Origin of the sequence: Nocardia sp. NPDC057668, from assembly GCF_042799795.1 — a bacterium.
In the GTDB taxonomy this organism is placed as follows: Bacteria; Actinomycetota; Actinomycetes; order Mycobacteriales; family Mycobacteriaceae; genus Nocardia.
Genome location: NZ_JBHVIC010000003.1, coordinates 742950 through 768106, shown reverse-complemented (window position 1 = coordinate 768106; position 25157 = coordinate 742950). Strand labels below are relative to the sequence as shown.

The 25157-nt window shown below is 70.9% G+C and carries 24 protein-coding genes; 11 read left to right on the top strand and 13 right to left on the bottom strand.

Features of this window, described 5'->3' with window-relative positions:
• Positions 1 to 75: 75 nt before the first annotated feature.
• Complete coding sequence (locus ACFVBH_RS22110; RefSeq protein ID WP_379003935.1) at positions 76 to 831, top strand: M15 family metallopeptidase; 756 nt, start codon at positions 76 to 78, stop codon at positions 829 to 831.
• Between the two features lie 3 nt (positions 832 to 834).
• Here ACFVBH_RS22110 and ACFVBH_RS22105 read toward each other — a convergent pair whose 3' ends face one another.
• From ACFVBH_RS22105 to ACFVBH_RS22095, 3 genes are all read right to left on the bottom strand, one after another.
• Positions 835 to 2262, bottom strand: coding sequence for a serine/threonine-protein kinase (locus tag ACFVBH_RS22105; RefSeq protein ID WP_379003933.1), 1428 nt, complete (start codon positions 2260 to 2262; stop codon positions 835 to 837).
• 93 nt (positions 2263 to 2355) lie between these two features.
• The gene (locus tag ACFVBH_RS22100; RefSeq protein WP_379003930.1) at positions 2356 to 3351 is read right to left on the bottom strand and encodes an Acg family FMN-binding oxidoreductase; all 996 of its coding nucleotides are present in this window, start codon (positions 3349 to 3351) and stop codon (positions 2356 to 2358) included.
• Positions 3348 to 4268 (bottom strand): universal stress protein, encoded by a 921-nt coding sequence (locus ACFVBH_RS22095; RefSeq protein ID WP_379003927.1) that lies wholly within the window; start codon positions 4266 to 4268, stop codon positions 3348 to 3350. The genes ACFVBH_RS22100 and ACFVBH_RS22095 overlap by 4 nt, the downstream gene beginning before the upstream one ends.
• Before the next feature lie 442 nt (positions 4269 to 4710).
• Here ACFVBH_RS22095 and ACFVBH_RS22090 point away from each other — a divergent pair, with 442 nt between their 5' ends.
• Positions 4711 to 5313, top strand: a complete 603-nt coding sequence (locus ACFVBH_RS22090; protein ID WP_354989014.1) for a hypothetical protein — start codon at positions 4711 to 4713, stop codon at positions 5311 to 5313.
• Positions 5314 to 5317: 4 nt separating this feature from the next.
• Here the strand turns inward: ACFVBH_RS22090 and ACFVBH_RS22085 are convergent, their stop codons facing one another.
• From ACFVBH_RS22085 to ACFVBH_RS22070, 4 genes are all read right to left on the bottom strand, one after another.
• A complete protein-coding gene (locus ACFVBH_RS22085; RefSeq protein ID WP_379004576.1) occupies positions 5318 to 7294 on the bottom strand; it encodes a heavy metal translocating P-type ATPase in 1977 nt (658 codons plus the stop codon).
• Positions 7295 to 7934: 640 nt separating this feature from the next.
• Positions 7935 to 8849 carry a 2-hydroxyacid dehydrogenase gene (locus ACFVBH_RS22080; protein ID WP_379003924.1) on the bottom strand — a complete coding sequence of 305 codons (915 nt, stop codon included), beginning with the start codon at positions 8847 to 8849 and terminating at the stop codon, positions 7935 to 7937.
• A gap of 51 nt (positions 8850 to 8900) precedes the next feature.
• Complete coding sequence (locus ACFVBH_RS22075; RefSeq protein ID WP_354989016.1) at positions 8901 to 9056, bottom strand: hypothetical protein; 156 nt, start codon at positions 9054 to 9056, stop codon at positions 8901 to 8903.
• A 9-nt stretch (positions 9057 to 9065) separates the two neighbouring features.
• Complete coding sequence (locus tag ACFVBH_RS22070) at positions 9066 to 9533, bottom strand: hypothetical protein (RefSeq protein WP_379003922.1); 468 nt, start codon at positions 9531 to 9533, stop codon at positions 9066 to 9068.
• Positions 9534 to 9697: 164 nt separating this feature from the next.
• Between ACFVBH_RS22070 and ACFVBH_RS22065 the strand changes: the two genes are divergently transcribed.
• Entirely contained in the window at positions 9698 to 10432 is a 735-nt protein-coding gene (locus tag ACFVBH_RS22065) for an HAD family hydrolase (RefSeq protein WP_379003920.1), read from the top strand.
• 83 nt (positions 10433 to 10515) lie between these two features.
• Positions 10516 to 12504 carry an NAD-dependent DNA ligase LigA gene (ligA, locus tag ACFVBH_RS22060; protein ID WP_379003918.1) on the top strand — a complete coding sequence of 663 codons (1989 nt, stop codon included), beginning with the start codon at positions 10516 to 10518 and terminating at the stop codon, positions 12502 to 12504.
• A gap of 77 nt (positions 12505 to 12581) precedes the next feature.
• Here the strand turns inward: ligA and ACFVBH_RS22055 are convergent, their stop codons facing one another.
• Both ACFVBH_RS22055 and ACFVBH_RS22050 read right to left on the bottom strand, forming a co-directional pair.
• Positions 12582 to 13379, bottom strand: a complete 798-nt coding sequence (locus ACFVBH_RS22055) for an SDR family NAD(P)-dependent oxidoreductase (protein WP_379003914.1) — start codon at positions 13377 to 13379, stop codon at positions 12582 to 12584.
• 183 nt (positions 13380 to 13562) lie between these two features.
• A complete protein-coding gene (locus ACFVBH_RS22050; protein WP_379003912.1) occupies positions 13563 to 14465 on the bottom strand; it encodes an aminoglycoside phosphotransferase family protein in 903 nt (300 codons plus the stop codon).
• Positions 14466 to 14603: 138 nt separating this feature from the next.
• Here ACFVBH_RS22050 and ACFVBH_RS22045 point away from each other — a divergent pair, with 138 nt between their 5' ends.
• The 5 genes from ACFVBH_RS22045 to hpnE all read left to right on the top strand — a co-directional run bounded on the left by ACFVBH_RS22045 (position 14604) and on the right by hpnE (position 19458).
• Complete coding sequence (locus ACFVBH_RS22045; protein WP_354989022.1) at positions 14604 to 14792, top strand: hypothetical protein; 189 nt, start codon at positions 14604 to 14606, stop codon at positions 14790 to 14792.
• Between the two features lie 105 nt (positions 14793 to 14897).
• Complete coding sequence (gene ligD, locus ACFVBH_RS22040) at positions 14898 to 15893, top strand: non-homologous end-joining DNA ligase (protein ID WP_379003910.1); 996 nt, start codon at positions 14898 to 14900, stop codon at positions 15891 to 15893.
• Between the two features lie 73 nt (positions 15894 to 15966).
• Positions 15967 to 16386 carry a pyridoxamine 5'-phosphate oxidase family protein gene (locus ACFVBH_RS22035; protein ID WP_379003908.1) on the top strand — a complete coding sequence of 140 codons (420 nt, stop codon included), beginning with the start codon at positions 15967 to 15969 and terminating at the stop codon, positions 16384 to 16386.
• Positions 16387 to 16538: 152 nt separating this feature from the next.
• Entirely contained in the window at positions 16539 to 17933 is a 1395-nt protein-coding gene (locus ACFVBH_RS22030) for an amino acid permease (protein ID WP_379003906.1), read from the top strand.
• 148 nt (positions 17934 to 18081) lie between these two features.
• On the top strand, positions 18082 to 19458 hold the full coding sequence (hpnE, locus tag ACFVBH_RS22025) for a hydroxysqualene dehydroxylase HpnE (RefSeq protein ID WP_379003904.1): 1377 nt from the start codon (positions 18082 to 18084) through the stop codon (positions 19456 to 19458).
• 32 nt (positions 19459 to 19490) lie between these two features.
• Here the strand turns inward: hpnE and ACFVBH_RS22020 are convergent, their stop codons facing one another.
• A complete protein-coding gene (locus tag ACFVBH_RS22020) occupies positions 19491 to 20168 on the bottom strand; it encodes a TetR/AcrR family transcriptional regulator (RefSeq protein WP_354989611.1) in 678 nt (225 codons plus the stop codon).
• Between the two features lie 65 nt (positions 20169 to 20233).
• On the opposite strand from ACFVBH_RS22020, the gene ACFVBH_RS22015 reads away from it, so the two are divergent.
• Positions 20234 to 21250, top strand: coding sequence for an oxygenase MpaB family protein (locus ACFVBH_RS22015; RefSeq protein ID WP_379003902.1), 1017 nt, complete (start codon positions 20234 to 20236; stop codon positions 21248 to 21250).
• A gap of 3 nt (positions 21251 to 21253) precedes the next feature.
• Entirely contained in the window at positions 21254 to 22606 is a 1353-nt protein-coding gene (locus tag ACFVBH_RS22010) for an oxygenase MpaB family protein (protein WP_379003900.1), read from the top strand.
• A gap of 98 nt (positions 22607 to 22704) precedes the next feature.
• On the opposite strand, the gene ACFVBH_RS22005 is transcribed toward ACFVBH_RS22010, so the two are convergent.
• From ACFVBH_RS22005 to ACFVBH_RS21995, 3 genes are all read right to left on the bottom strand, one after another.
• The gene (locus ACFVBH_RS22005) at positions 22705 to 23055 is read right to left on the bottom strand and encodes a hypothetical protein (protein WP_354989614.1); all 351 of its coding nucleotides are present in this window, start codon (positions 23053 to 23055) and stop codon (positions 22705 to 22707) included.
• 420 nt (positions 23056 to 23475) lie between these two features.
• A complete protein-coding gene (locus tag ACFVBH_RS22000; protein ID WP_354989615.1) occupies positions 23476 to 24126 on the bottom strand; it encodes a LysE family translocator in 651 nt (216 codons plus the stop codon).
• A 243-nt stretch (positions 24127 to 24369) separates the two neighbouring features.
• Positions 24370 to 25140: an SDR family oxidoreductase gene (locus ACFVBH_RS21995; RefSeq protein WP_379003897.1), complete on the bottom strand. Its 771-nt coding sequence runs from the start codon at positions 25138 to 25140 to the stop codon at positions 24370 to 24372.
• Positions 25141 to 25157: the final 17 nt, after the last annotated feature.

Below are 25157 nucleotides of genomic sequence, written 5' to 3'. Positions count from 1 at the left end.
TCGAAGGGCCGTGTGCTGCGGTGCATCCCGGCGTAGCTCCGCGAGGGATCCGCCCCGGCGTATTAGCCTGCTGCCATGGCTGGTCTGCGACGGTGGCTGCTGGTCTTCACGGTGCTGGGGCTGAGCGTGGGCTGCGGATCCGGGGAGCCGGAGCGTGGAGTGCCGCCCACATCCGCGCCGGGGGTGCGGGAAACCACTGCCGTGCCGCCGGTTTCGGTGGTGCCGCCGGTGTCCGAGCAGGCCCGCGCGGCCGGCTTCGTCGACGTCCGCACGGTGGTGCCGGACGCGGTGCTCGACCTGCGCTACGCGACGCCGGACAATTTCGTCGGCCTGGCGCTCTACCCGCCGTCCGCACGGTGCCTGGTGCACGAGTCCATGGCGCCCGGCCTGGTGACCGCGGCGGAGCGGTTGCGGGCCCAGGACGCGGTACTGGTGTTCTGGGACTGCTACCGGCCGCACGAGATTCAGGTGCGGATGTTCGAAGCGGTGCCGGACCCGGCCTGGGTGGCGCGCCCCGGCGCGTTCGCGCGCAGCCACGAGGCGGGGCGGTCGGTCGACGTGACGTTCGCGCGGAACACCGCGCCGTGCCCGTCCGAACGGCGGCTGGGCGATCGGTGCCGAGCGGACATGGGCACCGACTTCGACGAGTTCTCCCCCGCGGCACAGGCGTTCGCGACCACCGGGGTCGAACCGGCGGCCCAGGCCGAACGCGCCCGGCTGCGGGAGGCGATGCTCGCGGGCGGGCTGGCGGTGTACCCGGGGGAGTGGTGGCATTTCGACGGGCCCGGCGCGTATGTCGAACGGCCGATTCTCGATGTGCCGGTGGGGTGACCGTCAGCGGCGCAGTGTCGCGTGAATGGTGAGGTTGCGGTTCTTCGACGCCGCGTAATAGGTGGAGGTGAACTCCAGCGTGCCATCGTCTTTCGGGGTGAGGGTGATCGAGGACTGCACGCAGGTGCCCTGATCGATCGACTCGGTCAGCTTGCGTACCGTGCCGTCGGCGTACCCGGTCTCGGTCCACACGCCCCGGCAGTTCAGCTGCGGATAGTTCACCAGCGCGCGCAGGGGCGGGCCGTCGGAGATGTCCGCGACGACGTCGAACCCCGACTGATCACCCGATACCGTGCCGGACCAGCGGCCGGTCAGCGACGAAGCGGGCGTTGACGGTCGGGTGCCCGCTCCCGGACCGGTCGGGGACGTCGCGGACGGCGTCGCGGCCGCGCCCGGGTCGCCGCTGTCGTCCGGCCGCAGGGCGATCACGCCCGCCACCACGAGCAGCGCGAGCACCGCCGAAACCACCGCGCCCACAACGAGTCCGCGCCGGGAGCGCCCGGGCGCCGGCGAGGGCCGGGTCGGCGTCGGCGGCGCCGGCGCCTGCACCGGAGAGGTCACGGTGACGGCCAGATGCGGGGCGGCCAGTGCGCTCGCCGCGGCCTCGGCCAGCGCGCGGCAGGTCGGATACCGATCCGCGGGGTCCTTGGCCATCGCCGTCGCGATCACCGTATCGATCGCGGGCGGCAGGTGCGGATGCGTCTCGCTCGGCCGCGGCGGCGTCGCGGCCATGTGCGCGTGCATGATCGCCATCGGATTGGAGCGGGGGAACGCGACCGAACCGGTGAGCATGGCGTGCAGGGTGCAGCCGAGCGAATAGATGTCGGCGCGATGGTCGACCTCGACGCCCTCGATCAGTTCCGGCGCCGCGTAGGCCAGCGTCCCGAGGAAGCTCCCGGTCTGGGTGAGCACGGTCGCGCTGTCCAGGGTGCGTGCGATTCCGAAGTCGCTCACCAGAACTCGCTCGGAATCGGCTGAGCCGTCCCACCCCGGCGTCACCATGAGGTTCGCGGGTTTGATGTCGCGATGCAGGATGCCGCGCTGATGCGCCGCGTCCAGCCCGCGGGCGGCCTGGGCCAGGATGTCCAGCGCCTGTGCGGGATCGAGCCCGTTGGCCCGTTCGCTCATCAGCATCGCGGCGTTGGAGCCCTCGACGAACTGCATGGCCAGCCACATGAGCCCGTCCGCGCTCCCGCAGTCGTGCACCGAGACCACGTTGGGGTGATCGAGTTGCGCGGCCAGATGCGCCTCCCGCTCGAACCGCACCCGGAACGAGGGATCGATCCCCAGCGCCGGGGCGAGCACCTTGAGTGCGACGTGCTTGGGCAGTCGCGGATGCTTGGCCAGATACACCGTGCCCATGCCGCCGGTGCCCAGCGCACGCACGATCGTGTAGCCCGCCAGCACCGACCCCGGTGTGAGACTCGCCAACGATCCGCCCACCCTGTATGCCGTCCAACAGTGCTCCGGCTACAAACATATCTCCGGCCCGCCGCCCGCGGCAGCACGACGTGCGTTCGGGCGTTATCGCACGACCAGGAAATCCGAGACCGGCAGGCGCGGGGTCGCGATGCGCGGCCCGTCGCCGGGAGCCGTGCCGGCCCGGATGACCAACTGCGGCACGGTGTGATCGGGCAGCAGGCCCGCGATGAGATTGCGGGCCTGGGCCAGTTCGGTGATGTGGCTGAGGGTGCAGGTGGCCGTTCCGGCGACCGTGCACTCGAGCAGGACGATGGACAGGGCGCCGCCGGTGCGGATCCAGTCGGCGGGGGTGTCCGCGGGGGAGCTCAGGACCAGCAGGGTGGCGGCGTCGGGGGTGCGGTCGACCGGTGCGGCGGCGCCCTCCGGTTGCGGGAAGTCGCGGCCGACCGCCACCAGCGCGGCGGTCGCGGGCGCTATCAGCGCGCGCTCCGGAATGCCCGTCGACTGTTCGGAATGGCCTGCCCACCAGCGCAATTCGGCCTGGTACGGCATGTCGTAGCGTTGCAGCGCGGCGGTGCGCCCGGACACTTTTGTCAATTCCGCGCGCGCGTTCTCGTCCAGGACATCGAGCAGGATCTCGAACCGCGCGGCGAGGTGCGCGAGTTCGTCGGGGGTTTCGGACCAGTCCCGGGGCGCGCGCATGGGACGGCGCTCGGAGTAGCGCTCGGGGATGGCCTCGGCGCGGATCCGCACCGCGTCGGGCAGTTCCGGGCCGGCTCGAAACCGCAGCGCCGCGAGATGATCGGGGCGCTCGCGTTCGGGCAGCAGGGTGATCTCGGTGCCCCAGCCCAGGGTGAGGAAGGCGGTGCGGGCGTGCTGCAGCATCGCGCCGCAGCTGATGACCAGCTGTCGTCCACGCGGATCCGCGAGGGGGAGTTGACGTTTGCGATCGCTGTACAGGTCCAGGACGCCGTTCTGCCACTCCCACCGCCACGGCTGCGAATTGTGGACCGACGGGGCGCGCGAGGCCAGGTGCAGGGCCGCTTCGACCGTCTGGAGATCGGGGGTAGCGGCGCCCCCGGCCGGCGCCGGACTCACGCGCGGTTCCGTGCTTCGTGCACGACCATGACCGGGCAGTGCGAGCGCTGCACGAGGGTGTTGCTGGTCGAGCCGAGCAGCCCGCCCACGATCGCGCCGCGCCCGCGGCTGCCCACGACCAATAGCTGCGCGCGTTCGGACCAGTCCGCGAGCAGCTCGCGGGCATCGCCGAGCGTCACCTCCCGGCGCACGTTCACCTCGGGGAATCGCTCCTGCCAGCCCGCCAGTCGCTCGCCCAGGACCTCTTCCTCCGCGCGCAGGATGTCCTGGGGGTCGGCGGGTGGTTGCAGCAGCCGGGCATAGCTTTCGAAGAGGGGTTCCTGCCAGGCATGCACGGCTACGAGCGGGACACCGCGCAGGGCGGCCTCCTCGAACGCCGCGGCCGTGGCCGCCGCACTGGTGGAGCTGCCGTCGACGCCCACGACCACCGGACCGTCGCTCCAGCGGCGCTCGGCCCCGCGGACCACGACCACCGCGCCCTCGCTCTTGCTCGCCACCGACAGCAGAATCGACCCGAGCCGGCCCGCACCGGTGCGATCGACCGGCCCGCCGATCACGAGAAGATGCGCGGTCGCGGACAGGTCGATGAGCAGCGACGCCGGGTGGGCGCTGCTCACCTCGGTGCGCACGACCACCGCCGGATACAGTTCGCGAGCGAGTTCGCTTGCCGCGGCGACTTTTTCGTCACCGTACTGGTGAATGGACTCGGTCACGTCGGGTTGCAGCTGCGAGTACGAGCCCAGCAGCGCCCGCGTCACGTCGAGGTTGGTGCCGGTGGCGACGAGGAGTTCACGACCGCGCTCGGCCGCGACCCCGGCAGCCCAGCGCACCGCGTCGGCGGCCGCCGGTGACCCGTCGACGCCCACCACGATCGGGGCCGAAGCCAGTTGATGCGGATTGTCGGCGGCGAGATCCATCCGAAGCCTCCCTCGTCGATGAACGGCTGATCCGGGTCGAACGTGCGGGACCCGGGTCGAACGGGCGGGATCCGGGTCGAACGTGTGCTCAGCCTCGACCTTACCTGGCTAACTTTCAGCATCCATTGCGGTGTCGTGAACGGCTCGCTCCCGGGCGGCGTCCGCTTCCGGGCTCGGCCGGTGAGCCCGCATCGGGCGCGGCGCGTCCACCGCCGGACGCGGGCGCGGTGCTCGCCGAATCCGGAGCCGGCGGTGCGGATTCGAGTTCGCGCCGGTGCCGAAGTGCTCGGGCCGGGAACGGAATCGGCACGTTTCGGTCGCTTCGGCGTGTCACTTAAGCGTGTCGTTGCGTTTTCCCTGCACAAACCACTTTTCGGGGCGTATCGAAGTGGGTATTGCTAACGGGTAGTCGGTGGTGTGGCACCGGGAGGAGGTGGGCCGGGTGTCGGAGACTCCGTCCTGGTCGGTTCGGTGGTGGCGGGTGCTGCCCTGGAATCCCAGTCCGCTCATGCGAGGTTCGGACCGATTCGAGGTCCTGCTGCGGTTCCTGGCGGCGATCGCGGTGGTGGTGTCGGTACCGGTGGCGGGGGCCGTGGGGACGGCAAGTTACACGGGGGCAGCCGCGCGCATCGCGGCACAGGACGCGGGCAAGACCCGGGTGGAGGCGCAGGTGACCGAACAGGCCGTGCGGCTCGGGACCTCGGATCGCTATGGGGCGTACCACGATCGCTACGAGGCACGGGTGCGCTGGACCTTCGCGGGCGCGGAGGAGACCGCGAAGGTGGAGGTCGACACCCTGGCCCAGGTGGGGGAGCAGGTGCCGCTGTGGATCGGGCGCGACGGCAAACCCGCCGCCGCGCCGACCCGGCCGGGCGCCGCGGCGGCCGAGGGGATCGGTACCGGGCTGGCGCTGCTGGTTGAGACCTGGTGCGCGGCAGCGGCTTCGGTGTGGATCGCGAGCGCCGTGCTGGAGTCCCGGCGCAATGCGCGGTGGGAGCGGGAATGGCGGGAGCTGAACCGGCCGATCGGCAAGGACACGCTCTGATCGGTTACCCGGTCGCCGCCGCGGGCTCGCGCACCGGCTCGAGCGGGGCGGGCCGCAGATCCAGGCGGCGCAGCAACTGCGCGTTGACCGCGACCACGACCGTGGACGCCGACATGAGCAGTGCGCCGACCTCCATGGGCAGGGTGACGCCCCACGGCGCCAGCACGCCCGCGGCCAGCGGTACGGCGATGATGTTGTAGCCCGCCGCCCAGACCAGATTCTGAATCATCTTGCGGTAGGTCGCCTTCGAGAGCGTGATCACCGAGACCACCGAGCGCGGATCGTCACTGGCCAGCACCACGCCCGCCGAGGCGATGGCCACGTCGGTGCCCGCTCCGATGGCTATGCCGACGTCGGCCCGGGCCAGGGCGGGCGCGTCGTTGACGCCGTCGCCGACCATGGCCACCCGGTGACCCGAGTCCTGCAGTGCCTGCACCTTCGCGCCCTTGTCCTGCGGCAGGACCCCGGCGAACACCTCGTCGATCCCGAGCTGCTCGGCGACCGTGCGGGCCACGGGTTCGGCGTCACCGGTAATCATGGCGACGTGGATGCCCCGCGCGTGCAGGTCGGCGACCGCGCGGGCGGATTCGGGCCGGATCTCGTCCGCCAGGGCGAGTGCGCCGACCACCGCGCCGTCGCGCAGCACGTGCAGCACGGTCGAACCCTGCTCGGCCCAGTGCGCCGCCTCGGGGGCGGGATCGAGCTGGTGCTCGGCGAGCATGCCGGGACCGCCCACGCTCACGGTCGCGCCGCCGATGGTCGCCGTGACCCCGATTCCGTTGCGGGCGGCGAAGTCTCCGGCAGTGGGCACGGTCAGGCCGCGATCGGCCGCGGCCTGCACGATGGCTCGGCCCAGCGGGTGCTCGCTGTCGGATTCCGCGGCCGCGGCCAGGGCGACCACCTCGTCCTCGTTGATCGCCGCCGTGGTCGCCGCGGCCCCGACCACGGCCGGTTCGCCGCGGGTCAGGGTGCCGGTCTTGTCGAACAGCACCGCGTCCACGGTCCGCATGGCTTCCAGCGCCCGGCGATCGGTGATGAGAATGCCCGCCTTGGCCGCGCGCTCGGTGGCGATGGACACGACCAGCGGGATGGCCAGGCCGAGCGCGTGCGGGCAGGCGATGACCAGCACGGTGATGGTGCGCGTCACCGCCGAATCCGGCTCGCCGAGCAGGGTCCACACGATCGCGGTCAGTACCGCCGAACCCGAGGCGAACCAGAACAGCCAGCCCGCCGCCCGGTCGGCGAGCACCTGCGCGCGCGAGGTCGAGTTCTGGGCCTCGGCGACCAGGCGCTGAATCCCGGCCAGCGTGGTGTCGGTGCCGACCGCCGAAATGCGCACGCGCAGTGCGGAATCGGTGGTGACTGTGCCCGCGACCACCGGGTCGCCGGGGCCGCGCTGCACCGGGCGGGATTCACCGGTCACCATGGATTCGTCCACGTCCGCGGCGCCGGATTCCACGACGCCGTCCGCGGGCACGCGCCCGCCCGGCCGCACCACGACCAGCTCGCCGGTCCGCAGCTGGTCCAGCGCGATCGTGGTGACCGTCCCGTCGTCCTCGACCCGCTCGGCCTCGTCGGGCAGCAGCGCGGCCAGCGATTCCAGCGCGCTGGACGCCTGCCCGAGCGAGCGCATCTCGATCCAGTGCCCGAGCAGCATGATCACGATGAGCAGCGCCAGCTCCCACCAGAAGTCCAGCTCGTGCGAGAGCAGCCCGAGCGTCGAGCCACAGGACGCGACGAACGCCACCGTGATCGCCAGCGCGATGAGCAGCATCATCCCCGGCTGCCGCGCCCGGATCTCGGACACCGCCCCGGTCAAGAACGGCCGCCCGCCCCAGATGTACATGAGCGTGCCCAGCACGGGCGAGACCCACTTCAGCGCCCCGGGCACGCTGTACCCGACGAGGTCCGCGAACATCATGTCCGCCGCGACGGTCGGGATAGCGATCACCAGCATGATCCAGAACATCCGCCGGAACATGGCGACGTGGTCCCCGTGCCCGGCGTGACCGCTGTGGCCATCGTGCCCATCGTGGCCGGTGTGCTGTCCGTGCCCGGGGTGCGCGTCCTGACCGTTGTGGGTGCCGTGCCCGGCATGACCGTCGTGAGTGTCCTGCCCGGCGTGCGCGCCCGGACCGTTGTTGGGGTCGTGCCCGGCGTGCGCTTCCTGCCCGGCGTGACTGTCGTGCCCGGCGTGAGTGCCGTGCCCGGCGTCGCCGCCGTGTCCGGGGCGGCTTTCGTCGCCGACGTTGCTGTCGTGTCCGGCGTGCGAATCGGGTCCCGCATGGTGATCATTCGCGGAGTGCCCGGCGTGGGCCGGCCGTGTGCCGTGCCCGGCGTGGTCCGAATGGCTGGTCATGCCGGCCGGGCCGGAACCCGTGGATTCGGTGCCGTTGCCCGAATCGGCCACCGCGGGCGGGTGAGTGGTCGGTGGGGTGTGGCCCGCGTGTCCGTCGTGCTCATGGCCCGAATGGGTCGGGTCCGTGCCGGAACCGGACGAAGCATGATCAGTGGACATGATCTCGACTATATACCCTAGGTGGGTATCTGTCGGGAGGTGCTTTCGGCGTGCGGGCGGGGTTTCGGCTGGTGGCCGGGCGGCTGAGCTGGGGGTTCTCGGGTCAGTATTCGCCGTGCACCAGGTTGCGGGGTTCCTCGCCGGCGACGTAGCGGGCGATCTCCTCGGTGGCGACGGCCCAGCCGCGTTCCATGCTGCCGCGACTGCTGCCGCCCACGTGCGGGGTGAGCAGCAGGCCGGGCGCGTCCCAGAGCGGGTGGCCGGCGGGCAGGGGTTCGGGGTCGGTGACGTCGAGGATCGCGCGCAGGCGGCCGGTGTGGAGTTCGGCGAGCAGATCATCTGTGCGGACCACCGGGCCGCGTGCGGCGTTGACCAGAATCGCGCCGTCGGCCATGCGGGCCAGGAAGGCCGCGTCCACCATGCCGGCGGTCCGGCTCGTCACCGGGACCATGAGCACGACGGCGTCGAAATCGCCGAGCAGCGAGGGCAATTCGTCGATCCCGTGGACGCCGTCGCGAGCGGTGGTGCCGACCAGCGCCACCGTGGTGCCGAACGGGGCGAGCATGCGCCGCAGTTCCTCGGCGAGATTTCCCGCGCCCACGATCAGGATTCGCTTGCCGTGCAGGGTATCGGTCTGATGCTGGGTCCAGCGGTGCTCGCGCTGTGCCACCGCGAACCCGGTGAATTCGCGATACACGCTCAGCAGTCCGGTCATGACCCATTCGGCCGTGCTGGCCCCGTGCGCGGCCCGTGCGATCGAGATGCGCACGCCCTCGGGCACTTTCCCGACCCAGGACTCCGCACCGGCGGTGAGCAACTGCACCAGGCGCAGGCCGGGCAGCGCGTGCACGATGCGCGCGGCCTCGGGACCGACCAGGAATCCGGGGACCAGGATCTCGGCCTTCTCGGCGCCGTCCGGCAACGGCTTGCCGGGGGAGAAGCGCAGCGCGCGAACCCCGTCCACGCGCGAAAGCGCCGCGAGGCCGTAATCATCCGGAACAAGCACCGTCACCGTCATGGGTGCGACGCTAGCGGATGGGCCCCGCGGCGCTCTGTACCTAGCAGTGGGTCAGTAATACCAGCGTCTCCCGCCGACCGGGCGGCCGGCCGAGCCGAGCGCCCACAGGACCACGCCCGCCACCAGCAGAATGATGCCGAGGGTGGTCAGCAGGGAGAAGCCGAGGAGCCAACCGGCGATGAGCAGGACAAGACCTAAAATAACCATGATCGATTCCTATTTCGAGAGCGATTCGGCCGCGCCGGAGCCCACCGGCTTGGAGCTCTGGGTGCGGTTCAGGAACTTGTTGAACGACCAGGTCGGTTCCTGAGCCGGTGCGGCCGCCGCGGGCTTGGCAGCCGCGGGCGCCGAGGGCTTCGGCGCAGTCGGGGCGGGTGCGGGCTTGCTGAGTTCGGTTCGCGCCGCGGCCATTTCGCGCCGTGACTGTCTCAGCTCCCGGCGGGCGATGGCGCCGCGCCGCGATGTGGTCCACAACCCCGCGAGCATCATGATGAGCCCGCAGGTACCCACGGCGCCGATGAGGATGCCATAGGCGAACAACAGCCCCGAGGAGCCGCCGTAGGCGTGGTCGAATACGGTGAAACCATTGGCGAGCACGTGGTCTTCGCCGCTGTTGGCCTGTATGCCGGCGACACCGATGGCCACCGCGCCGAGGAGGGCGATAAGCCCGATGATGGTGAACATGGTGCTGCAATTCCCGCTGCTCGAGGCATCAAACCTGGCGATCGGAGCGTTGTTCGCGGCGCGCCGCTCCCGGTTTTCGCGCCTGCGGGCGTAGGAATTCTGCGGTCGCCGTGCGCGGGTCCCGCGTCGGCCACACGGCCGCGCCTGATCTGATGTCGGACATCATGCCGAATTCACCTGACAGTCCCGAGCTGCCGGTTTCGCCCGCCTCCGGGATCGCCGCGGTCGTCTTCGATTGGCGCGGCACCCTTGTCAGCGAACTCGACGCGCGCGGATGGGTGCGCGAGGCGCTGCGACGACGCCACGCCGCGGCCTCGGGCGCGGTCGTCGACGACGCGGCGATCGACGCGGTACTGAGCAGGATCCACACCCCCGAACTCCGCCGCCGGCTCCAGGCCCCGGACGGCAACATCGGCGAAAAACGCCATCGCGAAACCTATTTCGGGGTGTTCGCCGACGCGGGGCTGGATGACCCTCTCGCCCGGGCACTCTGGGACGTGGATTCGGATCCGTCGTACAACATCTTCGCCGCCGACGCGGCCGAAACCGTTGCCGCCCTGTTCGACAGCGGTCGCGCGGTCGGCGTACTGAGCAACATCCACTTCGACATCAGGCCGTTCTTCCGCGACCCGCCGTTCGATCGAATCCCGGAGCGGGCCTTCGTCCTGTCGTGCGAGGCCGGCGTGCAGAAACCGGACCCGGCGATCTTCGAGGAGATGCTCACGCGGCTCGGAACCCGGGCCGCGGCGACGCTGATGGTCGGGGATCGGGAGAACCGGGACGGCGCGGCGCGGCGGGTCGGCATGCCGGCCCTGATCGTCGAGCCGCTGACCGACCCGGCCAGCCGGCAACTCGGCCGGGTCACGGCCTTCGTCGCCGGTCACGGCGATCCCCGCTGACGCGGGTGCCCGGCCCGGCCCGCCGCCCGGCAGTACCGGTCGGTTCATGCGGCTGTCAGTGGGTATGGGTAGCGTCCCGTGTCGTGGAAATTGGGGAGAACATCCGAGAGCTCGCGACACGCATCGTGGAGCTGCGCGAGGCCTACTATCAGGGCTCGCCGTTGGTCGCGGACGCCGATTACGACGCCGTCGAGGACGAGCTGCGCGCTCTGATCGAGGCCAATCCCGAACTCGCGCCCGACCCGAACCCGTTGGACGAGGTCGGCGCGCCGGGCGTGCTGCACGCCCCGATCCGGCATTCGCGGCCCATGCTCTCGCTGGAGAAGGCGACCAAGCCCGAGCAGGTCGCGGCCTTCCTGGACCGGTTCCCGGGGCAGTCGGTCGTGGTGATGCCCAAGCTCGACGGGCTGTCACTGTCCCTGGTCTACGAGGACGGGCGGCTACAGGTCGCGGCCACCCGCGGCGACGGCACCACCGGTGACGACGTGACCCCGCTGGTGCGCGCGCTGGTCGACGGCGTGCCCGACCGCATCGACACCCCGGGACGGGTGGAGGTGCGCGGCGAGGCGGTCATGCTGCGCTCGACCTTCCTGGCCTACAACACCGCGCATCCGGACAAGCCGCTGATCAATCCGCGCAACGCCGCGGCGGGCACACTGCGCGCCAAGGACCCGGCCACGGTCGCCGAACGGCGGCTGCAGTTCTTCGGCTTCGACCTGGACACCGACGAGGACACCGCGGTCGACCTGGAAGAGGGGCTGCGCACGCTCGGCATCGCCGGTGCGCGGATGCGGCACTGCGCCGATGCCGAGCAGGCGCAGGCCGCGATCGGCGTCATCGAGGCCGATCGCAACGATTTGGACTACGACCTGGACGGCGCGGTGCTGCGCCTGGCCGATCGAGATGCCTACGCGGCGGCCGGAACCCGCTCCAACTCCCCGCGCGGCGCACTGGCGTTCAAATTCGCGGCCGAGGAGAAGACCACCCTGCTGCGCGAGGTCATCTGGGATGTGGGCAAGACCGGCAAGATCGTCCCCGTGGCCTGGCTCGAGCCGGTCTTCGTGGGCGGCACCACGGTCACCAAGGCCACCCTGGCCAACCAGGAGGTGATCCGCGCCCGCGACATCAAGGTCGGCGACACCGTGCTGGTGCGCCGCGCGGGCGACGTGATCCCGTTCGTGGCGGGCGTTCTCGACGCCGCCAAGCGCACCGGCGAGGAGATCGACATCGTCGCGCCGACCGTCTGCCCGTCCTGCGCCCAGCCGGTCACCGAACAGGGCAACAGCCGGGAACTGTTCTGCACCAACGCCTCCTGTCCCGCCCAGTCGGTGCGCAGGCTCATCCACTGGGCCTCGCGCGCGGCCGCGGACATCGACGCCATCGGCCAGGTGTGGATCGAGCGCCTGGCCGAGGCCGGCATCCTGGAGAACCCCTCGGACTTCTACACCCTCACCAAGGATCAGCTCCTCGAATTCGACCGCGTCGGTGAGGTTTCCGCGCAGCGCATGATCGATTCGATCGACGCCAGCCGCCAGGTCGGCCTGCGCCGCGCACTCATCGGCCTGTCGATTCCCATGGCCTCGGAGGGCACCGCGGCGCGGCTGGCCCGCGCGGGCTTCGGTTCCCTGGAGGAGGTCGCCGACGCGGGTGAGGAGCGCCTGGTCGAGGTCGAGGACATCGGCGCCAAGGTGGCCGCGTCGCTGACCTCGCACCTGGCGCGGCTGCGGCCCGAGCTCGAGCGCCTGCGCGAATACGGTGTCTCCCTGGACGTTCGCGCGGAGGATCTGCCCCCGGTGGTGGCCGCGGGCGCGCCGCTGGCGGGCAAGACGGTCGTCATCACCGGCGCGCTGGCGGATCCCCGCTCGGGTGAGAAGGTGGCCCGGCCGACCTTCCAGCGGCTGTGCGAGAAGGCCGGCGCCACCGCCGCGTCCTCGGTCTCGGCCAACACCGACATGCTGATCACCGGCGCGGGCGTGGGCGAAAGCAAGCTCGCCAAGGCCGAGAAGCTCGGCGTGCAGGTGGTGGATCAGGCCGAGATCTGGACCCTGCTCATCGACGCGAAGGTCGTCTAGCCGGTCGAGAACGCGGAATCCGTTCGCGGCCGGGCACGTCGGCCGCGAACGGATCCCCACGCGGTGAGTTTCCCGGGTTACCGTCCTCCGTAGGTCGAGCGCATCGAGCGTCCCATGATGCCGATGGCGGTCCGGCGGGGGAGCAGTCTCGTCAGCAGCGTGCCGCTGATTCTGTTGAGCCGACCCGGAATCACCGACGGCCGGCGGCCGAGCGCGTTCAGGCCCGCGGCCACCACCGGGCCCACCGCCATGACGTCGGGGGTGGAACGGTTTTCGCGGGGGTTGTCCTTGCGATACCCCGGGGTCTCGGTCGCGCCGGGGATGACGGCGGTGATGTCCACGCCCTTGGATCGCCATTCCTCCCACAGGGTTTCGGCCAGGTGCAGGGTGAGCGCCTTGGTGCTCGCGTAGGACGCGTACATCGGGGTGCCGAGCAATCCGGACATGGAGCTGAGCAGGATGACGCCACCGCGCCCGCGCTCGAGCATCGGCCCGGCGTACCGGTGCACGACGCGGTACATGCCGGTGACGTTGACGTCCAGCACCTTCAGATGGCTTTCCAGCGGCGTATCGACCCACTCCCCGCAGATCGACAGTCCCGCGTTGTAGACGACGAGGCCGATCTCGGTGCCCGCCGCGCACAGCTCGATCTGCGCCAGGGTCTCCGGCGCCGTGATGTCGCCCACGACGGTCTGCGCCCGAATCCCGTGCGCTGCTTCGAGTTCCTTGGCCAGCGCGGCGAGTTCGTCGGTCTCGAGCGACACCAGGATCAGATCCAGACCCCGCGCGGCGAGCTGCCGGCTGAACTCGGCCCCCAATCCGATGGCCGCGCCCACCACCAGCGCGCAGGGGCCGTACTTGTCCGCGAAGCTCATTGTTCGTTCCTCACCGGGACGCGCGTCGGCGCATCCATCGTCCTGTTGTCGCCCAATACAATGACAGCCCGCGGCGTCGCTCGCGCCGCGAGCCGATGGGTGAACCCGCCGTCGCGGCGATCGATGTTCGCGACAGCGTGCCCGCCACGTCGCGGTCGCCGCCGCCGGTCTCGGCACGAACCATCAGGTCAGAACCGCTGCCAGGTCGTCGGTGGCCGCCACCAGCCAGTCGGGGTCGCCGTGCGCTCTGCCCCACAGGGATTCGCGCACCGCACCGGCCTGCGTCCAGCGGCGGGCGCGGTCGAAGTCGATGTCCGCCGCGTCGCAGTACACGTGCAGCAGGCGATGGACCCGAGCCCGCAGATCGGGGCCGCGCAGCACTTCCAGGTACCGGGGACTGCGAATCACGTTGAGCGCGTCGGTGGCCGGGTCGCCCGAGTGCCCCTTGGGATCCACGACGAGCCACGGTTCCCGCTCGGCGGCCAGGATGTTGGCGTCGTGCAGATCGCCGTGCACCAGCGTCGCGGGCCGCTCCGGCCCGAGTTCGCGCAGCGTGGCCAGCGCGGCGCCGTACACGGCGGGCGGCAGCGGATGATCGAAAGCAGCCGCGGCCGAGGTCATGTCGCGTTCCCAGCGCGTCACCGCGTCGGCCAGCGCGGGGACCCCGGGCGGCGCGGGCACCGCCAGCCGCCGCGCGAGGTCACCCTGAATCCGCAGCGCCCGTTCATGATCGGTGACCGTGGCCAGGGTGTCCGAACCCGCCCGCTCCAGCAGCATGGCGAAGCGGTCGTCGGCCCGCCGGAACAGCCGTACCGCCCCGCGCCCGTTCCACGCGGCGAAGGCATGGGGTTCGTGGACGTTGCCGGGATGGGGGAACGAGACCTTCAGCACCGCCGGCGGCAGCTCCGCGTGCCGGACCGGGACGATGACCCCGACATGACCGTGCATCGCCGCACCCGCCGGGGTGCAGGACCAGCTGTCCAGCAGCTCGTCGACCAGGCCCGGCAGCGCCGTGATCCAGGTTCGCCCGGCCGCTCCCTCGCGGGCGATCGTGAGCTGCGCGAAGGCGTCCGGAATCGCGATCATGAAACGACTCTAGGCCGGTGCGGTGAGAAGGGCTGTGGCGCAAAGGAGACGGGGCGCGACCGGGTCCGGCAGGTTTGACCCGCGCCGATCCGGCTACTGCGTCCGTGTCAGTGGAACCCCGTAGAAAGGGTGGCCGTCATGGGCTACAGGTTCGAATTGCCGCATTTCTCCAGCGAGGCCAACCTCGCCGAGCAGACCTTGCGCGGCATGGATTCGGTCAGCGCGGTCAGCACCGACGCCGCGTCGGAGACCCTGGACGTCACCTCCTCGCTCAGCTACGGCGAGGTCCTGGACGTACTGCGTCAGCAGGGCATCTCCGCCAAGTAGCGCGGACAGCCGCCCCGCGGCGTAACAACCGGGTCGACCACGGCGAGCCGCCGCGACCCGCGCGCGATCTGGAGGCAAACTCCCGGGCATGTTCCCCATGTCTGATTGCCGGCGCGGGTAGCGGCCGCCGTGGTCTGGCCGCTCGCACACGTTCCCGCCCCCATGCTGGCGACCGCGGGCCGCCCGCCGAACGGCCCCGAGTGGGCAGTCGAGATGAAATGGGACGGCGTCCGCATCATCGCGGTGCGCCGGGACGGAGAGTGTTCGCTCTACAGCCGTGCCGGCAACGCCGTGGGCTCCTCGTACCCCGAGATCGTGGCGGCCCTGAAAGCGGTGCCGGGCAACGGAACCCTCGTGCTCGACGGTGAGATCGTGGCCCCCGAACGCGATGGGGCGCCGTCCTTCGGGCTGCTGCAGCGCCGCATGCACGTGGAGCGCCCGGGCGAGCAACTGCTCGCCGAGGTGCCCGTGCGCTTCTTCGTCTTCGACGTCCTGACCGTCGGCGACCTGGACGTCACGGGCGAGACCTACCTGGACCGCCGGGCCCGGCTCGCCGACCTGGACCTGCCCGCGCCGTTGTCCGCCCCGCCGCACTGGGTCGGCATGGACGCCCGGAAGTTGCTCTACGCCGCGGAGGAGCACCGGCTGGAGGGAATCGTCTCCAAACGCATCGATTCGGTCTACCTTCCGGGCCGCCGTTCACCCGCCTGGATCAAGACCGCGCTGCGGAACAACACCGAAGTGGTGGTTGCCGGTTGGACGCCGGGGACCGGCGCGATGGAATCGACCTTCGGCTCGCTGGTGTTGGGTGCGCACGACGAGAACGGGCGATTGGTCTTCCTGGGGAATGTCGGTACCGGATTCACGCAGGCGGCGCGCCGCGCCATTCGCGACACGCTCGATCAAATCGCCGTCCCGGCAAGTCCTTTCGAACAGACGCCGCCCGAGGCGGCCGCCGCCGGCTGGCGCTGGGTCGAGACCATCCTGGTGGGAGACGTGCAGTACCGCGAATTCCGGGGTGGTCGGCTCCGCATGCCGAGCTGGAAGGGCCTGCGCACGGACAAGGTTCCGGCCCAGGTCGACGTGCCCCCGGTGCGCTGAGAATCTCATCCCGAACCGCGCGTTGCGGCAACACAATTGGCATAAATCGGATGTTTCGGCCACAATCGGAGAGATGGTCGGCGATGGTGTTCGAAAGCTCCGCGAGCTCTCGGCTGCCGATTCACTGAAACGCTTGGCCGGGGCGCAATACGGCCGAATCTGTTTCTCCCGCCGCGGTGTTCCGATCATTCGGCCCGTCAATCACATTGTGGAGCTGGACGCCGTCGTCGTGCGTGCGCATTTGGGCGCAAGTCTGCTGCGGGGTGACGGGCAGGTCGTCGCCTACGAGGCCGACGATTTCGACGAGCAGACCCGCAGCGGCTGGAGCGTCATCGTCACCGGCGTCGCCCGGGTGGTCACCGACCGAGAACAGGTGCGGCGCTACGTGACCCTGCTGGACCCGTGGGTCAACATGCCGAGCGATCACGTCATTCGAATCGAGACCGAGGTGGTCACCGGCCTGGAGCTGGTGGACGAAGATACCGACCGGTAACTCCGGTCTGGACGCGCGGTTCGCCTCCGGTAATCTGACACGCCTCGGACCGAGCTCGGCAACCCGTCGGCAAGCTCGGCGCGGTCCCCGGCGTCCCGCGCGCACGACGGCGAGGCTCGGTGCGGCCGCACGCACGTGTGGAAGGAACGTTTGTGACAGCCTCGGAAAGACAGGCCACCGAGCCGGGCTCGGCCACCACCGACGAGGGGTATGCGCGCGGCCTCTCGCCCCGCACCATCCAGATGATCGCGATCGGCGGCGCCATCGGCACCGGCCTGTTCTACGGCGCGGGCGGCGCGATCGAGCAGGCGGGCCCGGCGCTCATCCTGGCCTATCTGGCGGCCGGTCTGGCCATCTTCGTCATCATGCGTGCGCTGGGCGAACTGCTGACCTATCGGCCCGTCGCGGGCAGCTTCGCCGAGTACGCCAACGAATTCCTGGGCCGTTTCGCGGGCTATGCCACCGGCTGGACCTACTGGGCGGTCTGGGTCGCCACCTGTATGGCCGAGATCACCGTGGCGGGCAAGTACGTGCAGTACTGGTTCGACATCCCGCAGTGGGTGACCGCGCTCGTGGTGCTCGGCATCATGTTCCTGGCGAACATGGTCTCGGTGCGCCTGTTCGGCGAGGGCGAGTTCTGGTTCTCGGCCATCAAGGTCACCGCCATCATCGCCATGATCCTCATCGGCCTTGGTGTGCTCATCTTCCACTTCGGACAGGCCACGAACCCGACGGTCGCCAATCTGTGGAACGACGGCGGCGTATTCCCGAACGGCTTCGGCCAGACCCTGCTGGTCCTGCAGATCGTGCTGTTCGCCTACGTCGGCGTGGAACTGGTCGGCGTCACCGCAGGCGAGGCCCGCGACCCGAAGAACACCCTGCGCAAGGCCATCAACACGCTGCCGTTCCGCATCGGGCTGTTCTACATCGGCGCGCTCGTCATCATCATGTCGGTCTCGAGCTGGCGGACCTTCCACGCCGGGCGCAGTCCCTTCGTGGAGGTTTTCGAGCAGATCGGCATCCCCGGCGCGGCCGCCATCATCAACTTCGTGCTGCTCACCGCGGCGCTCTCGTCCTGCAACTCCGGCATCTACTCCACCGGGCGCATGCTGCGCAGCCTCGCCCAGCGGGAGGAGGCCCCGGCCCGGCTCGGCGCGCTCAGCTCTCGGTCGGTGCCCGCGGCCGGCATCGCGCTGTCGGCGGCGGTCATGGTGATCGGGGTCGGCGTGAACTACTTCTCCCCGGACAAGGCGTTCGCGTACATCACCTCGGTCTCGACGATCGGCATCATCTTCGTCTGGGGCATGATCCTGGTCTGCCACTTCCTGTACCGGGCCCGGGTACGGCGGGGGCTGCTGCCCGCGAGCGACTACCGGCTGCCGGGCGCGCCGGTCACTACGGCGCTGGCGCTGGGCTTCCTGCTGCTGGTGGTGGTGCTGCTGTTCTTCACCGAGGCCGGTCGAACCGCGATCATCGTCGGCGTGGTGTGGGGTGCGCTGGTGTGCGCGGCCTACCCGCTGCTCTCGCGCGGCCGACGCGCCGCCTGACTTTCTCGCGTGCCGGTGGCGGCCGCCCGGCCCGGGCGGCCGCCACCGTCGTATCCGTAGGTCCGGCACCATGTTTCGCCGGATTCTCGGACGACCGCACCGTCGCGGCGCTACCTTGCACTGGTAGGTTCTGCCTCCGGGAGCGCGCATGAACGATCAGCGACGGTACGTGGTGATCGGGGGCGGGCTGGCGGGCCTGGCCTCCGCGGTATGGCTGGCCGAGGCCGGCAGGCAGGTGACGCTGCTGGAACGGCGCGGTCGGCTCGGCGGGCGCACCCACGCGCTGGAAGTGGCTCAGCTGCACGATGTTCCGGACAACGGGCAGCACGTCATCGCCAGCGGCTACGACCACCTGTTCCGCTACCTGACCAGCATCGGCACCCGCGAGCACGTGACGTTCCCGCATTCGGGCGTGCTGCGCTGGCCGGGCGGGCGCGCCACCACGATGGGCACCAAGGGATTTCAGGCGCTCCGATCGCTGCTGGGCGCGCACCCCGACGCCTCGGCGGCCGACCGCGCCCGCGCGGCGCTGGCCACCGTGCGGATGGGCTGGCAGTGCCTGAACCAGCCCGCCGATCTCGCCGACCTCACCACCGACCAATGGTTCCGGCGGCTCGGCATGCCGCCGACCGCGCGCGAGGCGCTCTGGGACTGGCTGGCCCTGGGCATCGCGGCCGAACCGGTGCGCCAGGAATCGGCCAAGGTCTTCGCCGATGTGCTGGCCACCGGAATTCGCCTGGGCGTCAAGCATCGCCGCGCGGTGAGCATCGGCTACCCCACCACCGATCTGGACACCCTCTTCGTCACCGGTGCGCAGCGGCTCTTCGAGCGCACCGGGGTGCAGGTGCGCCACCGGGCGGTGGCTCGGCGGATCCTGGTGCGCGACGGCGCGGTGACGGGTGTGCTGCTCGCGGACGGCGAGACCGTGCCCGCCGACGCGGTGGTGTGCGCGGTGCCCAACTCGACGCTCGGCGGACTGCTCGACGAGCTTCCCGAACACGACGAGATCTACTCCGCCGCCGACAAACTGGGCTTCACCCCGATCGTCAGCACCAACCTGTACCTGGATCGCCCGCTCGGCACCGAGGGTGCGATGGAGGCGCTGATCGGCGGCGCGGGGGTGATCGATCAGGTCTTCGACCGTCAGCGCATGCACGGCCGCGACACCGAGCACGGCTGGCTGTACTGCCTGACCACCAGCGGGGCGTACGCGCAGATCCACAAGCCGAGCCACGAGGTGGTGGACGAGCAGATGGCGCTGCTGCGCCGCTACTATCCGGCCGCCGCGGGCGCGAAAGTCCTGCACGCACAGGTGGTTCCCATGCCGCGGGCCACCTTCTCCCAGGTGGTCGGCACCGACGGTCTGCGCCCCGCGCAGCGCACGTCGGTGCCCACCCTGGTCCTGGCCGGCGACTGGACCCGCACCGACTGGTCCGCGACCATGGAGAGCGCCGCCCAGAGCGCGGCCCGCGCTGTCGAACTGCTGCTGGCGCTGCCCGCGCCGCGAACGGCCGCCGCGCGCTGAGCTGCGCATGCGGTGGCGGCTCGCGGCACGGGCTAGGGGTGCTCGCGTCCGGCTCGCGGCCGGCCGGCCGGATCCTGCGGTTCCTGGAAGAAATTGAGTATCAGGCGGGTGATGTCGGCGAGGAAGCGGTCGCGGGGGATGGGCGGGGCGTCGAGCAGATAGCGAATGGTGAGGTGCTCGACGGTGCGCACCAGCATCCAGGCGGTGGCGTCGAAGTCGACCGAGGCCGGAACCGAGCGGGAGCGCATGCTCAGTGCGAGCCGGGCCAGTTCGCCGATCTGCTGCTCGAACGCGAGCACCGTCGCGCCGGTGGACAGCCGCGGGGTCTGCTCGACCACCGCGCGCAGCAGTTCGCGGTCGTCGCCGAGCGCGTCCAGCAGCTCGGAAATCGTTTCCGGAACCGCGATCTCGGGCCTGCGGGTCAGATTCGCGAGCACGCGGGGCCGCACCCGGTCGGCGACCTCGGCGGTGTATCGCTCGATGACGGCCGCGACCACGGCATCCTTGTTCGGGAAGTACTGGTACAGCGAACCCGGGCTGATGCCCGCCGCGTCGGCGATGCGATTGGTCGAGGCGCCGTCGTAGCCGTGCGTGATCAGGACACGCTGGCCGGCGTCGACGATGCGCGCGACCATGGCGCGCGAGCGCTCCTGTTGCGGTGATCGGCGCTGTCCGGCAGGGGTTTTCGGCAGCTGTCGTTTCGGTGGCATCTCTATCCCGGAGCGGTTCGGAACGCGAATTGAACGCGAGTATTCATTCGTGTCAGCCTGTGGTCATGGTGTCATATGCCGCCGCGGGCAGCGACCGATCCGAACCCGTCGCCCTGGGCCCGGAATCGCTGACGTGGAAGATCTTCGGATCGCTCTACTACGCGCCGACCGGCTTTTTCATGGGCATGGTGCAGAACATGCACCCCGGGCTGGGCGCGGGCGTGGAGTTCCATTCCGAGATAGCGGGCGAGCCGTATCAACGGGTGCTGCGCTCGGCCTACCCGATCGTCGGGGTGGTGTTCGACGGGCCGCGAGCGCGCGAGACCGCGCGGGAGATCGTCGGATACCACCGGACCATCAAAGGCGTTGACGCCCAAGGGCGCAGATACCACGCGCTCGATCCCGCGACCTTCTACTGGGCGCACGCGGTGTTCTTCGTGCAGACCCTGCGCACGGCCGAACTCTTCATGGGCGGGCTGAGTGGCGCACAGCGCGAACAGCTCTGGCGCGAGCACCACCGCTGGTACGAGCACTACGGCATGAGCATGCGGGTGGTGCCGCCGAGCTGGCCCGAGTTCCAGCGCTATTGGCGCGACATGTGCCGGGACACCCTGGAGCCGACCCGGGCCGCGTGGGACGTGTTCAACCTCATCGACACCGCGCCGGTGCCACCGTTCCCGGTGCTGCGACGCCTACCGGAACCGCTGTGGGAAGGCGTGATCCGGCCCTCCGGAGCACGCCTGGTGAAGTTCGTGACCGTCGGCCTGTGCGATCCGGCGATACGGCGGACCATGGGATTCACCTGGACCGCCCGCGATCAATGGGTGTTCGACCGGCTGTGCCGGTCCCTCTCGGCGCTGCACCGGGTGACCCCGGACGCGGTGAACTACTCCTTCCCGCGCATCCGGGCCGCCCGCCGCCGCGCCGCCGGGAAACGGCCGGCCGCGCTCGGGCCGCCGCAGGCGCCGGAGATGTTCTGGCCCGCACCCGAACACCGGGGCGATCCCAAGCACTACTGCCCCGTCCACGCCGGCTCCGGCGGGGACGCGATCACCACCTTCCGTCAGCTGACAGGGTTCTGAACGATGCTGCCGCACACCGAACCCCCGCCCGTGAGCGGTGGTCATCCCTACGACTACTACTACCGGCCCGGCGTGGCCCTGCGTCCCGCGCCGCCGCGGGCCGTGCCCTCCGACCTGTGGTTCGAACCGCGCCGGGCGATGCTGTCGCCGTGGCTCGACGTCCGGCTCGAACCCGCCGAGACCCCGCGCACCCGGCTGATGGCCGATCACCTGTGGCAGGGCGACGAGCCGATGGACGCCCTGGTCGCCGCGTTCCGGCGCAGTGGAACCGCCACCGGGCGAAGACAATTGGATCGGGCACTCGCGTTCGGGATCGACAGCGTCGAAGACCCGTTGCCGGAACTGGTCCGGTTGATCGCGCGGTTGGACACACCGCCCGCGTGGTTCGACCCCGACCGCTGGGAGCGCGGGCGGCGGCGCTGGATCAACGTCTCCACCGCCGGGAAGATGGCCATGGGCGTGCAGGATTTCATGGGCACGTTCGTGGGCGCGGAGGTCGCCTCGGCCGTGGGCGCGACCGGTCGCTTCGTGCACGACCCCTACCGCCGCAATCTCGAATCCGCTGTCTGGTTCGGCAGTGTCACCGCGCCCGGGGCGCTCGAGCGCCGCAATCCGATCCTGCACGACACCGTGCGCGTGCGCCTCATGCACGCCCAGGTCCGCGCCATGCTCCGGCGGCGCTGGGGCGACGCGCATTTCGCCCGGCACGGCAGCCCCATATCCAACGCCACCACCATGGGCGCGGCCGTCACCTTCGGGCTGACCCCGATCTGCTTCGACCACGTGCACGGACGCCGCTGCACGACAGGCGAACTCGACGACGTCATGCACTACTGGGCGTACATCGCCCACGTGTTCGGCGTCGCGGAGGAACTCATCCCGCGTTCGGCGGCCGAGGGCATGGAAATGGTGGACTACATGGTCGCCACCGCCGGCGTCGCACCGGACTGGACCGCGAAGATGGCCGGCGCCGCGACCAGGCTGCTGGCCGGCGACACCCCGGCCGTACGGCTGCGGCGGCTCGGCACCGCGCCGCTGCTCGGGGCCCTCGCCTACTACAGCGGCGAACCGCTGGTGCGAACCCTGCTGGCGGACACGCCCTTACATTCGACGCCGGTCCGCCCCTGGACGGCGCTGACGGGCGCGGCGGCGTCCACAACCGTTCGCCTGCGGAGTCTCGACGATCGTCTGCCGGGCGCTCGCACCCGCGCCCGCCGCCGGACCGGCGGCTACGACCCGTTCTGGCAGCGCAACATCCGGCTCGCTCGCTTCCTGGCCGCTCGCGCCGGAATTCGGGGCACCCCGTTCGACCACCATGACAACTCGGCCGATAGTGCGCCTCGGTGCCCCGTGTGAGCACGGGATGTACAGGCTGGTGATCCGCGGCCGTGACCTTACTTGCGGGTCCCCGCCGCAACCCGGCGCGTACACCCCGGGTGCGCCGACGTCGGGGGTCAGCCCGCCGAGCCCGCGATGGACAGGTAGGCGACCATCAGCGTGAGCAGGAACCACCCGGCCCCCTGCCAGATGGGCCACGTGCGCCCCGCCGCCCACTCCCGGATGGTGATCACGAACGCCCCCACACCCCCGGCCAGCAGCACCCCGCCCGGCACCAGTCCCACGATCACCCGCGCGGTCGAGTCGCACAGCATGGTGTCGGCCTCGAGACACTGATTCCGCGCGGCCGCCCACACGAACACGATCACCGCCGCCACCGCGGCCACGATCAACACCCCGATCACGTACCGAGCGGCCCGGCGCAGCGCTCCCGGGTCGTTCCACCGTTTCTCCACATCGTTGACCACGCCCCACACCTCCTCGCCAGGTAGTTGCCAGCGCGCCCCACCCCAAACATAACCCCGGCCCGTGCACTCGGGCACCGGGCAACGGCATGCGCATGCGCTCACGAGATCGGACCGACGGATCCTGCCCCGGTCATGAGTGAACAGGGGGTGAGCGCGCTCGAACCGAGTCGCCGATCGCGGGCACACCGACAGCGGCGGCGGGATGCGCGTCCGAGGCATGCTTCGCGCGGTCGCAGGTTGGAACCGACAGCGCCGATTCGAGTCGTCGGCGGGTGCGGGGTCGACGGGCGGCAGCGGTGTCGCGGATCGACCGTGTCGGTTGCCGGCCCCGAACCCGGTCAGAGACACGCCGCGAGCATCGGCACGCTCATCCTGGAGGCGTACGCATCGGGAGAGTTCGTTCCGATTACCGGGATGCGGTCAGCGGGCCTCGGCGGCGAGCCCGATGCCCAGGCCGACCAGCACCGCGGCGAGAGCGCGCTCCACGCGCTGGCGAATGCCCGTGCGGCGCAGCCAGTTTCCGGCCCGGTCGGCGGCCAGGACCACGCCCACGCACCAGGTGGTGTCGATGGCCAACTGGATGAACGCCAGGATGATCACCGTCGGCAGCACCGGGCCGGATTCCGGCAGGAACTGCGGCAGGATCGTCAGGCCGAACACCGCGGCCTTGGGGTTGGCGGCGATCGAGACCAGCGACGCCCGGAACGCCGCGGCCGGGGTGCGCCCGCCCGGCAGCGCCGCGGTCAGCGCGGCCCCGAACGCGTCGTCTCCACCCGTGCCCCGGGCTCCGCGCCACGCCTGCACGCCGAGCCAGATGAGCACCACCGCGCCCAGAACGTGCACCGCCTGGTTCATGACCCGATTCGCCACCAGCAACGCCGACAACCCGAGCCCACCCGCCAGGGTCCACCCGACCATCCCGATCTCGTTGCCCACCACCGCGGCCAGCCCCGCCTTGCGCCCGTCGCGCACCGACCGCTGCAGAAACAGCGCGGTCGCGGGCCCCGGCAGCGCGGCCAGCATCAGACAGGCGAGCATGAAAGCAGGCAGAACCTCGACCCAGTGCGGCATCCGGAGATGCTCGCACGCCGGCCCCCACCCCGCCAACCGCTTTCCCCGCCCACCAGCACGAACGGCCGCTCAATGGCGCTTTCTGCACCGGATCCGGCGGTCGATGCCCCGCCCCTCCGCACCGCCCGGCACCGGTCATATACGTGTCCGCCCACCGGAAGACGCCGCCCCACGCCGCTGTTCCAGCTGAGCCCGCCGATGGCGAACAGGCGGCGGTTGACCCGGCGGCGGCCGAACCCGGGGTTACACCGTGGCGGGGTGGAAGTCCGCGCCGCCGACGTAGTGGGTGTGGCCCGGCGGGGTGGTGGCGACCGTCGCGTCGGCGACGGCGGTCGCGAACTCCTCGACGGTGGGCAGGGCGCCGTGGTCGCGGCGGGCGGTCACGGCGTCGGGGTCGCGGCGTTCCAGGAGGCGGACGATGATGGTGCCGTCGATCATGTCGCCGGAGACGACGGTGAAACCTGTTCCACGCCGGTCGAATTCGGGGATCATCGCGCGCAGCGCGTCCTCACCGGCGCGTTTGCTCGCCGCGATGGGCTCGTAGCCCGCCGGGACCGGGCGGCCGGGGGAGAAGTGGGCCTGGTGGCTGGTGACGAAGACCAGGTGACCGCCCGCGGGCAGGTGCTCCAGCGCGAGCGTCGCCAGCCGGGCCTGCGCGTCCCGGTTCAGCAGCATGGCGTACTCGGGCGCGGCGTCGCGCTCGAGCCCGCCGGACGCGTTGAGCACCAGCACGTCCAGCCGGCCGAACTCGGCCACCACGCCGTCGACGAGCGCGCGAGCACTGTCCGGGTCGGCGATGTCCGCGCCCGCCACCGACGCGCTGCCCCCGGCCGCTCGAAGGTCCGCGGCCAGGGTCTCCGCGCGCTTGCGCTTCTCGCGATAGTTGACGACGACGTGATCGCCGCGAGCGGCGAGCACCCGCGCGGTCTCCGCGCCGATGCCCCGGGACGCACCGGTGACCAGCACGATCCGCCGCCCGGCCGTCGCATCCGATTCATTCCCCGTCGATTCCACGCGCTGACCTCCGGCCC

Coding starts and splice junctions, on each gene's coding strand:
- ACFVBH_RS22020 (WP_354989611.1), bottom strand. CDS start 20,168: ATGCCACCGAAACGACAGCTGCCGAAAACCCCTGCCGGACAGCGCCGA.
- ACFVBH_RS22015 (WP_379003902.1), top strand. CDS start 20,234: ATGGTGTCATATGCCGCCGCGGGCAGCGACCGATCCGAACCCGTCGCC.
- hpnE (WP_379003904.1), top strand. CDS start 18,082: ATGAACGATCAGCGACGGTACGTGGTGATCGGGGGCGGGCTGGCGGGC.
- ACFVBH_RS22055 (WP_379003914.1), bottom strand. CDS start 13,379: ATGAGCTTCGCGGACAAGTACGGCCCCTGCGCGCTGGTGGTGGGCGCG.
- ACFVBH_RS22010 (WP_379003900.1), top strand. CDS start 21,254: ATGCTGCCGCACACCGAACCCCCGCCCGTGAGCGGTGGTCATCCCTAC.
- ACFVBH_RS22000 (WP_354989615.1), bottom strand. CDS start 24,126: ATGCCGCACTGGGTCGAGGTTCTGCCTGCTTTCATGCTCGCCTGTCTG.
- ACFVBH_RS22075 (WP_354989016.1), bottom strand. CDS start 9,056: ATGGTTATTTTAGGTCTTGTCCTGCTCATCGCCGGTTGGCTCCTCGGC.
- ACFVBH_RS22085 (WP_379004576.1), bottom strand. CDS start 7,294: ATGTTCCGGCGGATGTTCTGGATCATGCTGGTGATCGCTATCCCGACC.
- ACFVBH_RS22045 (WP_354989022.1), top strand. CDS start 14,604: ATGGGCTACAGGTTCGAATTGCCGCATTTCTCCAGCGAGGCCAACCTC.
- ACFVBH_RS22080 (WP_379003924.1), bottom strand. CDS start 8,849: ATGACGGTGACGGTGCTTGTTCCGGATGATTACGGCCTCGCGGCGCTT.
- ACFVBH_RS22110 (WP_379003935.1), top strand. CDS start 76: ATGGCTGGTCTGCGACGGTGGCTGCTGGTCTTCACGGTGCTGGGGCTG.
- ACFVBH_RS22070 (WP_379003922.1), bottom strand. CDS start 9,533: ATGTTCACCATCATCGGGCTTATCGCCCTCCTCGGCGCGGTGGCCATC.
- ACFVBH_RS22035 (WP_379003908.1), top strand. CDS start 15,967: ATGGTCGGCGATGGTGTTCGAAAGCTCCGCGAGCTCTCGGCTGCCGAT.
- ACFVBH_RS22050 (WP_379003912.1), bottom strand. CDS start 14,465: ATGATCGCGATTCCGGACGCCTTCGCGCAGCTCACGATCGCCCGCGAG.
- ACFVBH_RS22095 (WP_379003927.1), bottom strand. CDS start 4,268: ATGGATCTCGCCGCCGACAATCCGCATCAACTGGCTTCGGCCCCGATC.
- ACFVBH_RS22065 (WP_379003920.1), top strand. CDS start 9,698: ATGCCGAATTCACCTGACAGTCCCGAGCTGCCGGTTTCGCCCGCCTCC.